The organism is Chryseobacterium oranimense, from assembly GCF_900129755.1.
Lineage (GTDB): Bacteria > Bacteroidota > Bacteroidia > Flavobacteriales > Weeksellaceae > Chryseobacterium > Chryseobacterium oranimense.
On sequence record NZ_FQWT01000006.1, the window covers coordinates 29,095 to 42,821 of the forward strand.

General features: G+C 37.5%; 13 protein-coding genes. 8 read left to right on the top strand and 5 right to left on the bottom strand.

The genetic code is table 11. The features are described 5' to 3' along the window. Nucleotides 1-6 precede the first annotated feature (6 nt). The 4 genes from BUB03_RS16970 to fmt all read left to right on the top strand — a co-directional run bounded on the left by BUB03_RS16970 (nt 7) and on the right by fmt (nt 4,971). Complete coding sequence (locus BUB03_RS16970; RefSeq protein ID WP_073065411.1) at nt 7-1,914, top strand: RecQ family ATP-dependent DNA helicase; 1,908 nt, start codon at nt 7-9, stop codon at nt 1,912-1,914. 172 nt (nt 1,915-2,086) lie between these two features. Further along, nucleotides 2,087-2,977: an NmrA family NAD(P)-binding protein gene (locus tag BUB03_RS16975; protein WP_073065413.1), complete on the top strand. Its 891-nt coding sequence runs from the start codon at nt 2,087-2,089 to the stop codon at nt 2,975-2,977. 60 nt (nt 2,978-3,037) lie between these two features. Further along, complete coding sequence (locus BUB03_RS16980) at nt 3,038-3,940, top strand: helix-turn-helix domain-containing protein (RefSeq protein ID WP_073065416.1); 903 nt, start codon at nt 3,038-3,040, stop codon at nt 3,938-3,940. 86 nt (nt 3,941-4,026) lie between these two features. Next, the gene (gene fmt, locus BUB03_RS16985) at nt 4,027-4,971 is read left to right on the top strand and encodes a methionyl-tRNA formyltransferase (protein ID WP_073065418.1); all 945 of its coding nucleotides are present in this window, start codon (nt 4,027-4,029) and stop codon (nt 4,969-4,971) included. Nucleotides 4,972-5,114: 143 nt separating this feature from the next. Here fmt and BUB03_RS16990 read toward each other — a convergent pair whose 3' ends face one another. The 3 genes from BUB03_RS16990 to BUB03_RS17000 all read right to left on the bottom strand — a co-directional run bounded on the left by BUB03_RS16990 (nt 5,115) and on the right by BUB03_RS17000 (nt 8,007). Continuing rightward, nucleotides 5,115-5,696, bottom strand: coding sequence for a Crp/Fnr family transcriptional regulator (locus BUB03_RS16990; RefSeq protein ID WP_073065421.1), 582 nt, complete (start codon nt 5,694-5,696; stop codon nt 5,115-5,117). Between the two features lie 117 nt (nt 5,697-5,813). Beyond that, nucleotides 5,814-6,935 (bottom strand): 3,4-dihydroxy-2-butanone-4-phosphate synthase, encoded by a 1,122-nt coding sequence (ribB, locus tag BUB03_RS16995; RefSeq protein WP_073065423.1) that lies wholly within the window; start codon nt 6,933-6,935, stop codon nt 5,814-5,816. A gap of 67 nt (nt 6,936-7,002) precedes the next feature. Next, nucleotides 7,003-8,007: an LLM class flavin-dependent oxidoreductase gene (locus BUB03_RS17000; protein WP_040998220.1), complete on the bottom strand. Its 1,005-nt coding sequence runs from the start codon at nt 8,005-8,007 to the stop codon at nt 7,003-7,005. A gap of 166 nt (nt 8,008-8,173) precedes the next feature. Here BUB03_RS17000 and BUB03_RS17005 point away from each other — a divergent pair, with 166 nt between their 5' ends. Then, entirely contained in the window at nt 8,174-8,683 is a 510-nt protein-coding gene (locus BUB03_RS17005; RefSeq protein WP_073065426.1) for a hypothetical protein, read from the top strand. A gap of 24 nt (nt 8,684-8,707) precedes the next feature. Here the strand turns inward: BUB03_RS17005 and BUB03_RS17010 are convergent, their stop codons facing one another. Then, entirely contained in the window at nt 8,708-10,834 is a 2,127-nt protein-coding gene (locus BUB03_RS17010) for a helix-turn-helix domain-containing protein (protein WP_073065429.1), read from the bottom strand. Between the two features lie 83 nt (nt 10,835-10,917). Here BUB03_RS17010 and BUB03_RS17015 point away from each other — a divergent pair, with 83 nt between their 5' ends. Further along, nucleotides 10,918-11,367 (top strand): hypothetical protein, encoded by a 450-nt coding sequence (locus BUB03_RS17015; protein ID WP_073065431.1) that lies wholly within the window; start codon nt 10,918-10,920, stop codon nt 11,365-11,367. Between the two features lie 234 nt (nt 11,368-11,601). On the opposite strand, the gene BUB03_RS17020 is transcribed toward BUB03_RS17015, so the two are convergent. Beyond that, nucleotides 11,602-12,129, bottom strand: coding sequence for a gamma carbonic anhydrase family protein (locus BUB03_RS17020; RefSeq protein ID WP_040998432.1), 528 nt, complete (start codon nt 12,127-12,129; stop codon nt 11,602-11,604). Nucleotides 12,130-12,303: 174 nt separating this feature from the next. On the opposite strand from BUB03_RS17020, the gene BUB03_RS17025 reads away from it, so the two are divergent. Together BUB03_RS17025 and BUB03_RS17030 are read left to right on the top strand one after the other, a co-directional pair. Further along, nucleotides 12,304-13,182: a NifU family protein gene (locus tag BUB03_RS17025; protein WP_073065434.1), complete on the top strand. Its 879-nt coding sequence runs from the start codon at nt 12,304-12,306 to the stop codon at nt 13,180-13,182. Between the two features lie 12 nt (nt 13,183-13,194). Continuing rightward, nucleotides 13,195-13,722 carry an NADPH-dependent FMN reductase gene (locus tag BUB03_RS17030; protein ID WP_073065436.1) on the top strand — a complete coding sequence of 176 codons (528 nt, stop codon included), beginning with the start codon at nt 13,195-13,197 and terminating at the stop codon, nt 13,720-13,722. The last annotated feature ends 5 nt before the right edge of the window (nt 13,723-13,727 follow it).

The window sequence follows — 13,727 nt, forward strand, 5'->3', positions numbered from 1 at the left end:
TACCTTATGATTTCTCAGCAGGATTTTCAAAAATTAAAATATGATACCCTAAAATATTTTTGGGGTTATGATACATTCAGAGATTCTCAGGAAGAAATCATCGATGCCGTCATTAAAGAAAACGACAGTCTCGTCCTTCTGCCAACCGGTGCCGGAAAATCTCTTTGCTATCAGCTCCCGGCCTTGCTGAAAGAAGGAACCTGCCTCGTCATTTCACCTCTTCTTGCCCTGATGAAAGACCAGGTAAGCCAGCTTAAACTTCGAGGTATTGAAGCAGAATATCTGTCCTCCGAGCTTGATGAATATGACGCAGAAGCTGTATACGACCGTTGTAAAGACGGCCTCACCAAACTGCTGTATGTATCCCCTGAAAGATTAACCAATATACAGTTCCTTCAGAATATTGAAGAGATCCAGTTGTCATTTATTGCTGTAGATGAAGCCCATTGTATTTCAGAATGGGGGCAGGACTTCCGCCCAAGTTACCAGAATATTAAAGACTTCAGAAAAAATCATCCAAAGATCCCCTGCCTTGCTTTAACAGCAACGGCGACTCCCAAGGTCCTTGAAGAAATTAAAAACAAACTCGAACTTAAAAAACCGTTTGTTTTCCAGAAAAGCTTTAAAAGAGAAAATATCCGGATCTTTATGGATGAAGTCTCTGATAAGTTTCAACGTGTCTTTGATATTTTAAAACATAATAATGACTCCGGGATTGTTTATGTAAGAACCCGGAAGGATGCAGAAATGCTGGCAGAATTTCTTAACAAAAACCAGGTTAAAAATGTAGATTATTTCCATGCGGGATTAACTACAAAAGAAAAAAATACAAAACAGGCCATATGGAATAAAAGTGACAATCATGTTTTGATTTCAACCAATGCTTTCGGTATGGGAATAGACAAGGATAATGTTCGCTTTGTCATTCACTTCTCACCTGCCCCTTCCCTGGAAAATTACTATCAGGAAATCGGAAGAGCTGGAAGAGACAGTAAAGACAGCTTTGCATTCCTTCTTTGGAACAAGCAGGAATTGCTCAATTTTGATGAAATCCTGAAAAATCAGACTCCCAATAAAGCAGAATTCTTAAAGATCATTACTTACCTCTACTCTATTTTTCAGGTGGCGGAATACGAACTGCCGGAAAAAGTTTTCCAACTTAATATCCAGGGAATCCAAAACTTCACCCGTTTATCGAAGGCGAAAATTAGTAATGTCCTTAATTTTCTACATAATCAGGAAATTATTTATCACAATGACAACAAAAGCCTTTCTTCCCTTGAGCTTCTCTTTAACGCCGAGGAATTAGATCAGCTGCCACAAAAGGATGCTTATTTCATAGAGCTCTTGCTTCGTACGGTGTCAGGTATTACCACTCATAAAGTTATGTTCAGTGAACAGCAGGTGAGCAATAAGCTTGGAGTGAGTGTTCCACTCATTAAAGAGCGGTTGAAAGAACTTCAGCAAAAAAACTATCTGGAATATGTAGACGGGGCTTTATCAAGTATTAAATTTCTGAAACCCCGTGATGAAAGAGCAATGAATGCGGCCTACTGGAAACTTTTTGAACACATCCAAAAGAATAAAATTCAGAAGTGGGAAGAGATCAAGTTTTTTATAGAAAATAATGATTACTGTAAAATGAAGCTTATTCTCTCTTATTTTGGAGAAAAAAATACAAAAAATTGTGGACAGTGTTCTGTATGTGAAAAGAATAAACAATCTATTTTCGGAAAAAATATTTCCCAGCAGATCATTAATCTGCTGGCTAAAAGACCTTCTACTATTGAGGACCTTTCCGTACAGCTTAATTACCACTCTAAAAACAATATTTTAGAAAATCTTATCTTTCTCTTAGATTCAGGAAAAGTGAAAATGCTGAACTTCAGAACCTATGCGCTGAATCATGAGTGAGATCAATACCAAAACTAAATATTGTTTAAACTGTAAATCAACAATTTACAAAATTGATTAAAATTTTAAATCAACCATTTTTTGACTACAATAAAGATTGATTTGGCTACATAAGAGTCGGGACGATATTTGACCTTTGTACCATCATTTTATTAACAAAAAAATCAAAAAAATGAAAATTGTAGTCACAGGTTCTTTGGGAAATATCGGAAAAAATTTAACCCGGCAGTTAGTAAAAAACGGTCATGAAGTAATTGGCATTATCCGCAGTCCGGAAAATGCATCAGAAATCGAATCGATCGGAGCAATTCCGGCCATTGGTTCAGTAGATGATGCAGAGTTTTTAACAGAAACTTTTAATGGTGCAGATGCTGTATTCACTATGGTTCCCCCCAATTATTCAATTGCCAATTCGAGAGAATATTATAACCTTATCGGAAATGCTTATGCAGAAGCCATCAAAAAAGCCGGGGTAAAAAAAATAGTCAATATAAGCAGCTGGGGTGCCCATTTGCCGGAAGAAACAGGTTTCATTACAGGTGCTCACGATGTAGAACAAATCCTTAACAAACTGCCTGCCGTTAAAATTACCCATATACGTTCAGGATATATTTATTATAACCTCTTCCATTTTGCAGGGATGATCAAAAATCTTGGCTTCATAGGCTCCAATTACGGAGGTAATGATAAAATTGTACTCACGTCAACCAGAGATATTGCAGATGTGTCGTTTGAGGAATTGATAGATAGCTCAGGCGTTGGTATAAATGTAAGATATATTGCAAGTGATGACCGCACTGCCAGCGAGATTGCCGAAACACTAGGAAAAGAAATCGGTATCCCGGATTTAGAATGGAAAACCTTTACTAATGAAGAAGTCAGAAAAAATATGGAAAAGCAGGGGCTTTCCGAAGATATTATATTCAATACCATTGATTTGAATACAAGTATCCATAACGGTAAAATGAGAGAAGATTATGACGCAAAGAAGTCAACCGTTACAGGAAAAGTAGGATTAGAAGATTTTGCAAAGGAATTTGCAGCTTATTATAAGAATGTTTAGCATCAAAATATAAGATAAGGCCTGGTATTTAGAGGTGATAAATTTTTTAATTTTATAGGAATGCAGTATCAACGAATTAAAACAATTAGCGATTATCATAAACTGATGGGCCTTCCTGGGCCACAACATCCTTTGATTAGCCTGATCAATTTCAAGACCTATCCCGATTTAAATCATGATAAGCCTTTGCATCTATTCTACGATTTTTATGCAGTTTCTGTAAAACGGGATTTTGATGCAAAGATGAAATACGGGCAGCTAGAACATGATTTTGACGATGGTGTAATGTTTTTTATTGCACCCGGCCAGGTCTTTAGCATTGAGCTAGGCACTGTGACAAACGCGAAACATGCAGGCTGGACATTATTGATACACCCGGATTTTTTCTGGAATACCCCTTTGGCAAAAGGAATTAAAAAATATGAATTCTTTGATTATAAAGTAAACGAATCATTATTTATTTCTGAAAAAGAAGAAGCTACTATTGTCAGTATTTTAGAAAATATTGATAATGAATACAATACTAATACCGATATATTTAGTCAACAGATTATCATTTCCCAGATAGAAACTTTATTGAACTATTCGGAAAGATTTTACCAGCGTCAGTTCATTACCCGTAAAAAAGCCAATCATCAAATTTTAGGTAAATTCGAAGAGGTATTGGAATTTTATTTTGAAGGTGAGGTTAGTTCACTTCCTACGGTACAGTTTGTTGCCGGGCAGCTCAATCTGTCTTCTGGCTATCTGAATACTGTGCTGAAGACCATTACGGGATTATCTACTCAACAGCATATTCATGAGAAGCTGATTGAAAAAGCTAAAATAAAGTTATCCACTACAGAATTATCTGTCACCGAAATAGCTTATGAGCTCGGGTTTGAGCATCCCCAATCGTTCAGCAAACTCTTTAAAAACAAAACCAATCAGACCCCATTAGAGTTTAGAGCCGGATTTCATTAGTCACAATATACTTATCATTTCTACAACTCTCCGGCTCTAAACGGTAATGCCTTCCGACTCTCAGATCAAAAACTTATCTTTGCACCATGAAATCATTGAAAGTCGTTTTTTTAGGAACTCCGGAATTTGCAAAAACTTCTTTGGAGGCTATTCATCAGTCAGAGCATCAAGTGGTTGGAGTGGTAACTGTTGCCGATAAAGCCAGCGGCCGTGGGCAGAAGATCAGTCAGTCCCCGGTGAAGGTGTATGCTTCAGAAAACAACATTCCTGTTTTTCAGCCTGAAAAACTGAGAAATCCTGAATTTCTGGAAGAACTTAGAAAACTGGATGCCGATGTTTTTGTGGTAGTGGCCTTCAGAATGATGCCTAAAGTTCTTTTTGAAATGCCTAAAATGGGAACTTTCAATCTTCATGCTTCATTGCTTCCGGATTACAGAGGAGCGGCCCCTATTAATTATGCCGTAATCAATGGTGAAGAAAAAACAGGTGCTACAACATTCTTCATCAATGAAAAAATAGACGAAGGCAATATTCTGCTTCAGGAAGAACTGGCAATTTTGCCGGATGAAAATGCAGGAAGCCTGCACGACAGACTCATGGTAATGGGTTCAAAACTGGTGGTAAAAACTCTTAACGGCTTGGCAGAAAACACCATTACTGAAAGACCTCAGCCTCATGTAGAGCATCCTAAAAATGCCTATAAAATATTTAAAGAGGACACCAGAATCAACTGGAAAGCCCCTTCAAAAACCGTTCATCAGTTTATTCTCGGCATGTCACCTTATCCGGCTGCTTTCACAACCCTAAAAATTGGAGAAGAGGAAAAAGGATTAAAGATTTTCGCAGGAAAATTCGAAATTACAGATCATGGGAAAACTTCCGGAACATTAGATATTTCCAAGAATGAATTCAAAATTTATACTGAAGACGGCCTTTATTTTCCACAGGAACTTCAGCTTGAAGGGAAAAAAAGAATGACAGTAAAAGATTTTCTGAACGGATTCAGAAATTTTGATGAGATCAGTTTGTAGTCAGTTTCAGGTTGCGGGTTCCGAGCTACGAGTTTCCAAACTTATAGTAAAAGTCTGAAATCTGATATCTAAAGTCTTGGCTCTTGATTCTTGGCTCTTGGTTCTAAAAAAAATTCACCATTGACAATAATTTTCAGCATTTTCTAGTCCCTGCTCACAATTTTCCTGCGGATCCTGCTGATAAATTCAGGGGTGACGCCCAGATAAGCTGCAATCTGGATATTGGTAAGACGGTGAGCTATTTGGGGATATTCTTTCAAAAAGTCCTGATAACGTTCGTCGGAAGGCTTGCTTAGATTATCGATAATCCTACGCTGCAGAGCAATGATTGACATCTGAAATTTCAACCTCATCAGGCTTTCTATTTCATGGATCTCCCGATAGAATCTATCTTTATCTTTTTTTGAAATTAAAAGAATCTCACTATCCTCAAGAGCCTGAATATTGAGTTGGGAAGGAATCTGATTGATAAAGCTGTCAATATCCGACACCCACCAGTCTTCCACTCCAAAATACAGGATCTGTTCGTCTGCATTCTTATCTGTACGGAAAACTTTAAAGCATCCGTTTAGTACAAATCCTTCAGCTTCACAGATGTCTCCCTCTTTCAGAAGAAAATCTTTTTTCTTTAATTTCTTAACCTTAAAAGCACTGCAATATCTTTCCAGCTTTTCGTCCGGGATTTCAATGTATTGCCTGATGTGTTTTTTTAAAGACTCTGTCATGGTTTAAAAATAAAAAAAGGTTTAGAAAAATCCTAAACCTTTTATATTGAATTTATTTTAAATTTCGCTTTCTGACAAAATTGGCAATGAAGTTAATTCACTGGTCGCAATTCACCTTTACAGCTGAACCATTTCTGTAACCTCTACATCATATCCGCCAACCTGTGGCTTGATATTAGGGTTCTGTGTGATTACTTTAAATTTATTGATACCAAGATTTTTCAGGATCTGCGTTCCGATACCGTAATCTCTGTAATTATATGCTAACGTAGGATGCTGCACCTGTCCGTCCTGATAATTCAGGAACTGCTGAAGCTTTCTCAGCGTATTTTCCGAATTGGAAACATTATTAATGAAAATTACAGCGCCTTTTCCTGTTTCATTGATCATGTTGGTGACTTTTTCCAACAGCGGTTTTTCACCATTATTCAGCCTTGTCAATACATCAAAATAAGAATCTGAAGACTGAACTCTTACCAAAACAGGCTCATCAACAGTCCATGAACCTTTGGTCAGGGCAAAGTGGATCTGATCATTTGAAGTTTCCCTGAAAGCAAAAAAGTCAAACTCACCATAAGCCGTTTTCACTTTTCTTTCTTCCAGTCTTTCAATAAGGTTTCCTTTCTTAAGCTGATAATGGATCAGATCTTCGATGGAAACGATCTTCATATCGTGTTTCTGGGCAAAAGCATGAAGTTCCGGTAAACGGGACATGCTGCCATCCTCATTCATAATTTCACAGATTACCCCTCCTTCTTTTAAACCTGCCAGATTCGTAAGGTCAATCGCTGCTTCAGTATGTCCTGCTCTTTTTAAAACTCCTCCTTTTCTTGCACGAAGCGGGAAAATATGGCCGGGTCTCATGAAATCTGTCGGCTTGGATTTTTCATCCATCAAAGCTAAAATGGTTTTTGCCCTGTCGCTGGCAGAAATTCCGGTAGAAGTCCCGTTACCAAGAAGGTCTACTGAAACGGTAAAAGCTGTTTCCTTAGGATCGCTGCTTCTGCTTACCATCACTTCAAGACCAAGCTCGTCGCATCTTTTTTCAGGAAGCGGCATACAGATCAGCCCTCTTCCGTGAAGAGCCATAAAATTGATAATTTCCGGCGTTGTCAGTTCCGCAGCACAAAGAAAATCACCTTCATTTTCTCTGTCTTCATCATCCACTACTATGATTATTTTACCATTTTTGAGGTCTTCAATAGCCTCTGGAATAGTATTCAATTTAATATCAGACATGTTTACTTTTTATTTGTGCAAAGATACTTATAAAAATAAGCATCTGCCAATTAATATGAAGGGTTTGTTAGGCTTTGGATAAAGAGTTTACTGCATCCCTGAAAATCTCATAAGACCTTAATCTTTTCTGATGATCGTAGATATGTGAATTGATAATCAGTTCATCCACATTGAACTTTTCCTGAAAATCCTTTAGTTTTTCTTCTATTTCTGCCTGATCTCCGATCAATGTATATTTCAGTTTCTGAAGCACCATTGTTTTTTCCATGGGCGACCAGATATCATCCATATCATCTACCGGCGGGGCAAAAGGTTTCCTGTCGTTTCTTATGATATTGATAAATGCCTGAAACAAGGTGGTGGAAATCTTATGCGCTTCTTCTGAAGTTTCTGCGGCTACCCCATTGACACAAGCCATCACATAAGGCTTATCCAGCTGTTCAGAAGGCTCAAAATGTTCTCTGTAGATGTTAAATGCCATTTCCATCTGCTCCGGAGCAAAATGCCCTGCAAAAGCATAGGGAAGTCCAAGTTCTGCAGCCAGCCAGGCACTGTCAGTACTGGATCCAAGAATGTAAAGCGGGATATCCAGTCCTTCACCGGGAATGGCGCGAACTAAGGCATCAGAGTTTTCTTTTGAAAAATATTTCTGAAGTTCCAGGATCTGTCTCGGGAACTGTTGGTTGATGATGGCAGGGTTTCTTCCCAAGGCCTGAGCCGTAAGTCCATCGGTTCCGGGAGCTCTTCCCAGACCGAGGTCTATTCTTCCAGGGAAAAGGGATTCCAGTGTTCCGAATTGTTCTGCAATGATCAGTGAACTGTGGTTGGGAAGCATAATGCCGCCGGAGCCTACTCTTATGGTTTTGGTTCCGTTGGCAATAAACCCGATCAGAACGGTGGTGGCAGAGCTGGCAATACTTTCCATATTGTGATGCTCAGCGAGCCAGAATCTTTTATAGTTTAAATTTTCAGTATGGTTAGCTAAAGACAAACTGTCCTGAAACGTATCATGAATACTTTTTCCCTGCTTTACGGGAGCAAGATCAAGCACTGATATTTCAAAATTTTTCATATAGTTAAATTTTAGGTTTGAAAAACCAAACAAATTTAAACCTTATAAATTACATTAGTTACTTTTTGTAATTGATAGGTTAGATAGAGGAGTTCAGGAAAAAACTATTGGAAATTGTGTTTATGTTGCTTACTTTTGTTTATAGACTATTCAACATAATTAATACATGAAGAAAATATTACTAATTTTTACAATTTTCATTTTTGGAAGTAAATTAATTTCTCAGGACCATAAAAACATTCCAACTAAATTTCCAACTGATTATGGTATTTTTACTTTTCCAATCGGTTCCAAAATAACTCTTGAGCTTAAAGAAATTAAAGATGGTAAATATGAATATCGTGTATTAAATATTGAGCCATATAAAGAATATTATTCATTAACTAAATCCCCAAAGCTATTTTCTAAGAACCCTAAAGACAATACAATTGAAATCTTTTTTATGGGAGCCTATTATAATGATGGAAAGGAAGATAAGGATTGGAAAACTTTACTTAATCTAAGAAACAATTTAAAGATTCCGTTAAGTTATAAAGCAGATATAAAATATTATTTTAAGGATGAATTTGAGAATACCTCAATATCGGGAGCATTCCCAACAACCTCTACAAATGAAATTTGGCAGCATAAGATCGATTTTATCACACTCTACAATTTTGAACAACTGAAAAAATAGAAAAAGTTATTATATCAACTCTATTTATTTGTTTTTCTCCTTCTTATAATTATAGTGATTAATCAAAATCCTGATCTCATTAAACTCAAAATCATTCGGCAAAGCATTCTTCCACTCGGTTAAAGTTTCATGGGGATTTTTATAGAATTCATTTTCAAAAGCTTTGATCTTATCCGAGGTAATCACTCTTGAAATATCAAGCAGCCCCTGTTCTGCAAATTTGGCCAGATGGCCGATCACGGTTTCTTTCACAAGACCTCTTTCCAAAGCAATTTCTCCGATGGTTTTCCCCTGCTCAAATAACTGGAAAGTAAGAACCTGTGAAGGTACTTTTGCAATCTTTAAACTGATTTCTTTATCATTTTTTTCATCTAAAAGTTTCGTTTCCAGTAAATGGATTTCTTTCAGACTGTTCAGATATTCTTCGGTATCTTCCAGCCAGTTCCTGAATTCCTCGTTGTACTGTTTCAGACCTTTTGCGCCTTTAATTTCTGCATAAAATTCTTTCAGCGGATTAAAAACCTTGTCCCTGATTTCTGTAAAAAAGAAATTAACCGCTCCTTTGGTCTTACTTTCAATATCAGACCATTCTTCCTTGTTTTCAATGAAATTATTAACCTTCTGGGAAATTACCCTTTCCAGCTTTTCGAAAATCTTCCCAAGGTTGGTGGTTTCATGTTTCAGCTGAAGGTAAAGCTGGTTGGTCTTTACATGATCGATATTTTTTGTGGTTACTGACAGTTTATTCCACTCTTCCACTTCATTTAAAAACCACAGGCAGTTTACCGTACGAAGTACTTTTTTGATGCTGTAATCATATTTTTCACGGTTCAGGATAGCTTCTACATTGTCATTGGCTAAAGTACTTCCCTGGAACTGCAGTATCCTGTTGTCCTTGAAAATAACTTCAGGTGTGATTTTAGATTTTAAAACAATCCCCTCCAACGTTCTGCATCTCGACAAAGCCACATAAACCTGTCCTGCTGTAAAGCTTTTCCCGGCATCAATGATCACATTATCAAACGTCAATCCCTGGCTTTTATGGATGGTAACCGCCCATGCCAGCTTGATGGGAAACTGTTCGAAACTTCCCAAAACTTCTTCTTTAATGTTTTTTTCCGTATCGAGGAAATATTTTTTCTGTTCCCAGACTTCTCGTTTAACCGTTATTTCTCTTTCGCTGCCATCGAGAACCACTTTGATCTCATTATCATCCAAAGCAGAAATTTCACCAAGCTTTCCATTGAAATATTTCTTCTCACCGGTAATATCATTTCTGATGAACATCACCTGTGCGCCGACTTTTAATTCTAAAAACTGATCATTTGGAAACTGGTTTTCCTTAAAATCACCGAAAAGTTTAGCTTCATAGGTTTTTACCGCAAGATCAATTTCTTCCAGTTTTTCCTGGTTGATTTCGTCTGCCATCTTATTGTGCGAGCACAGATAAACGTAAGATTCTGTTCCTGCTTTAAAATCAGGATCGTATCTTTTGTTAAGCTCGTCAAAATTTATATTGGCTACATCTCCGTCGCGGATAGCGTTCAAAATATCCAGGAACTTCTCGTCCGATTGTCTGTAAACTTTAGTCAGCTCGATCGTCAGTAACGGAATATCTTTAATCGCATGGCTATCAAAGAAAAACGGTGAATCATAGCATATCTTTAAAATATGCTCGTCCCGAACTACAGGAGGAAGCTGATAAAGATCTCCAATGAACAGCATCTGCACCCCACCGAAACGCTGGTTGTTTCTTCTGATGAATCTCAGTGAGAAATCCATCATATCAAGAACATCAGCCCGGAGCATAGATACCTCATCAATAATAAGAACTTCCACTTCCCTTAAAAGTTTAAGCTTATCTTTTCTGTATTTGAAATGAGGCATCAGGTCGGCAATATTATTCGCCAAGCTTCCATCGATACGATCGGTAGTAGGTAAAAAGGTCCTTAAAGGCAATCCAAACATGGAATGGATGGTAACCCCTCCTGCATTAATTGCAGCAATTCCTGTAGGAGCCACCACAATATACTTTTTCCTTGTTTTCTTTACAAATTCATTAAGAAAAGTAGTTTTCCCGGTTCCGGCCTTCCCTGTAAGAAAAACGCTTCTGTTCGTATGCTCTATTAAGTCAAAAAAATGATTGTTCATTGTGCTTCAAAATTACGGAAATGAATTTGATTTTCTTACCTTGGCATAACTTTTGAAAATTCTTTAACAGAAAAGAAATTATAATGAAAAAAAATTTCATATATACTCCACTATTAGTATTATGCACTCTGTTTGCCTTGGTTTCATGCAATACCTCCAAGAACGCCAATACCAATCTTCCTAAAGATATTTCGGAAAGACCCGCAGATGAGGACAGTCAGAAATATGAACAGGCTCAGCTGGATAAATTAAAAGCATCCATTGAATCTGAAGTATCCAGAGAAAAATGCACCAATGCCTCCGAATGGACGTTTGCGCCGATGGGAGCCAAAGCCTGCGGAGGACCTCAGCAATATATTGCCTATCCTAAAAAGATAGAAACCACCATTCTTCCAAGAATTGAGGAGTATACGCAGAAGGTAAAAACCTTCAATGAAAAATATAATATCACTTCGGATTGTATGATGGTGATGCCTCCTACATCTGTGAAATGTATTAACGGAAAAGCACAGCTGATAACAGCGGAACAATAAATAAAATCAAAGCAAAGGTTTGATATCCTGTTGAATCTTCAACACAATAAACTCATTCAGGAGTTAATACTAAGGATCAAAAAAAGCTCTGTCGTTATGATAGAGCTTTTTTGTAAGGTCAATAGTGAATTTCTGAGTCGAGAGACAAGAATATCAAGAGTCAAGACATCAGCCTTTTAATGTAAATTTGAAAACCCGTAACGAGTAACCCGTAACTTCTTTGCCTTCCAAGCCTTAAACTTCCAGATTCTCCTTATACCACGAAGAATATTTCACATAATTATCTGCAATCCTGTTTACTTCTCCTTCCAGTAACTGGGCAGAAATATCTTTAATTTTTCTTGCCGGCACACCGCCCCAGACTTCTCCTGACTTGATATGGGTTCCCTGCGTTACCACAGAACCCGCCCCTACAATAGAATTTTCTTCTACCAGGCAGTCATCCATAACGATAGCTCCCATACCGATCAGTACATTATCTTTAATAGTACAGCCATGAACAATAGCATTGTGTCCGATGGAAACATTATTTCCAATCTCCAGAGGATGTTTCTGATAAGTGCAGTGCAGCATGGCATTGTCCTGAACATTTACTTTATCCCCCATCCTGATGTAATGCACATCCCCTCTGATCACTGCATTATACCAGATACTGCAGTCTTTTCCCATTGTAACGTCTCCAATAATGGTAGCCGTTTCTGCCAAAAATGTACCCTCTCCTATCTGAGGTGTTTTTCCTAAAAGTTCTTTTACAATTGCCATAATTTTGATTTGATAATTTGAAAATGAGCCAATTTGAAAATAATAATTTCTGCAACAGCCTCTTTTAACTTCCAAGTTCTATTTTTAAATAACCGTGATAGCAAAAATCTAATTTCCAATCTCCGACTTCTAATTTCTAATTGCGTATTTTTGTATCTCAAATTTAACGAAAAAATGCGTACGATACTTATAGAACCAACTGAAAACACGAAAGTGATGAAATTTGTCGCGGATTATAACCTGATCCCGGGATCTTTAGAGTTGGACAGAAGTTCAGATATTTCAGAAATTCCTTTAGCCCAGGAACTTTTCAATTATCCTTTTGTGGAAAGAATTTTCATTACAGCTAATTTTGTAGCTATAGCGAAACAGGATACGGTGGAATGGGAACATGTAGCTGAAAGCCTGAAAAATGTTATCGAGGATGAATTACTGGCCAATCCAAGAATTTACCTTCAGAAAAGAAAGGAGCTTTATCAGATCTATGCCGAAATGACCCCTAATCCTAATGCGATGAAGTTTATTTCCAACAAACTGCTTATTGAAGGATTTGTGGAAGTAAAATCAAAAGATGGAGTGCAAGGTGTTCCTTTGGCAGAAGCTATTTTTAATGAATTCGATTTTGCAAAGGAAGTTTTTATTTCCGACAATTTTGTGGCGGTAACAAGGGATGATTCTGTGGAATGGCATCAGGTAATGATGGCTGTACGCGGTTTCATCGCAGAATATCTTCAGAACGGAGGAGAAATTTCAAATATTGAACCTCAGAAGCACGAAAACCCTGTTGAAAAGATCATCAACAGAGAATATACGGATGACGAGCAGAAAATCTCAGATATTTTAAATGAATATGTAGCTCCTGCAGTGGAAAATGACGGTGGAAAAATTTCTCTGATGGAATATGATCAGGAAAATAAAACAGCCAAAATGCTTTTACAGGGAGCCTGTTCAGGATGTCCAAGCTCTACTGCTACCCTGAAAAACGGAATTGAGAATATCTTAAAACAATTTGTTCCGGATTTAGTGGAAAAAGTAGAAGCTGTAAACGGATAATCGAGTTTTACCATGTCACCCCGGAAAAATATTCTGGTCATTATCGGAAGTGCTACAAAACATTCCAGCAATCAGAAGTTAATGGAACAGATTCTGGATCAACATCCGGACACTGATTTTAAAATCCGGGATGATCTTTCGGTTCTTCCCCATTTTGAGACTTCATTAACGGACAACGATACCCCTGATGAAGTAATTAAAATCAGGAATGAAATTGAAAATGCTGACGGTATTTTATTTTCTACTCCGGAGTATATCTTAAGTATCCCGAGCAGGTTGAAAAACTTGCTGGAATGGTGTGTTTCCACCACTGTTTTTTCTGAAAAGCCGGTTGCTGTAGTAACAGCTTCTGCCAACGGGGAAAAGGGACATGAAGAACTCATCATGATTTTGAAAACACTCGGAGCCCGGGCAGAAGATCGTCATCAGCTTTTAATAAAAGGCATAAAGGGAAAATTTAACGCTAACGGCTTGGCTGAAAGTAATATCTTTGCCGAAGTATCAACAATGATAACAGATTTCGAAAACACTGTTTCTTAATAAAA

Bases quoted from the DNA above. Each gene is read 5' to 3' on its own strand.
- BUB03_RS16970 (WP_073065411.1), top strand. From the start codon at position 7: ATGATTTCTCAGCAGGATTTTCAAAAATTAAAATATGATACCCTAAAA.
- BUB03_RS16975 (WP_073065413.1), top strand. From the start codon at position 2,087: ATGAAAATTGTAGTCACAGGTTCTTTGGGAAATATCGGAAAAAATTTA.
- BUB03_RS16980 (WP_073065416.1), top strand. From the start codon at position 3,038: ATGCAGTATCAACGAATTAAAACAATTAGCGATTATCATAAACTGATG.
- fmt (WP_073065418.1), top strand. From the start codon at position 4,027: ATGAAATCATTGAAAGTCGTTTTTTTAGGAACTCCGGAATTTGCAAAA.
- BUB03_RS16990 (WP_073065421.1), bottom strand. From the start codon at position 5,696: ATGACAGAGTCTTTAAAAAAACACATCAGGCAATACATTGAAATCCCG.
- ribB (WP_073065423.1), bottom strand. From the start codon at position 6,935: ATGTCTGATATTAAATTGAATACTATTCCAGAGGCTATTGAAGACCTC.
- BUB03_RS17000 (WP_040998220.1), bottom strand. From the start codon at position 8,007: ATGAAAAATTTTGAAATATCAGTGCTTGATCTTGCTCCCGTAAAGCAG.
- BUB03_RS17005 (WP_073065426.1), top strand. From the start codon at position 8,174: ATGAAGAAAATATTACTAATTTTTACAATTTTCATTTTTGGAAGTAAA.
- BUB03_RS17010 (WP_073065429.1), bottom strand. From the start codon at position 10,834: ATGAACAATCATTTTTTTGACTTAATAGAGCATACGAACAGAAGCGTT.
- BUB03_RS17015 (WP_073065431.1), top strand. From the start codon at position 10,918: ATGAAAAAAAATTTCATATATACTCCACTATTAGTATTATGCACTCTG.
- BUB03_RS17020 (WP_040998432.1), bottom strand. From the start codon at position 12,129: ATGGCAATTGTAAAAGAACTTTTAGGAAAAACACCTCAGATAGGAGAG.
- BUB03_RS17025 (WP_073065434.1), top strand. From the start codon at position 12,304: ATGCGTACGATACTTATAGAACCAACTGAAAACACGAAAGTGATGAAA.
- BUB03_RS17030 (WP_073065436.1), top strand. From the start codon at position 13,195: ATGTCACCCCGGAAAAATATTCTGGTCATTATCGGAAGTGCTACAAAA.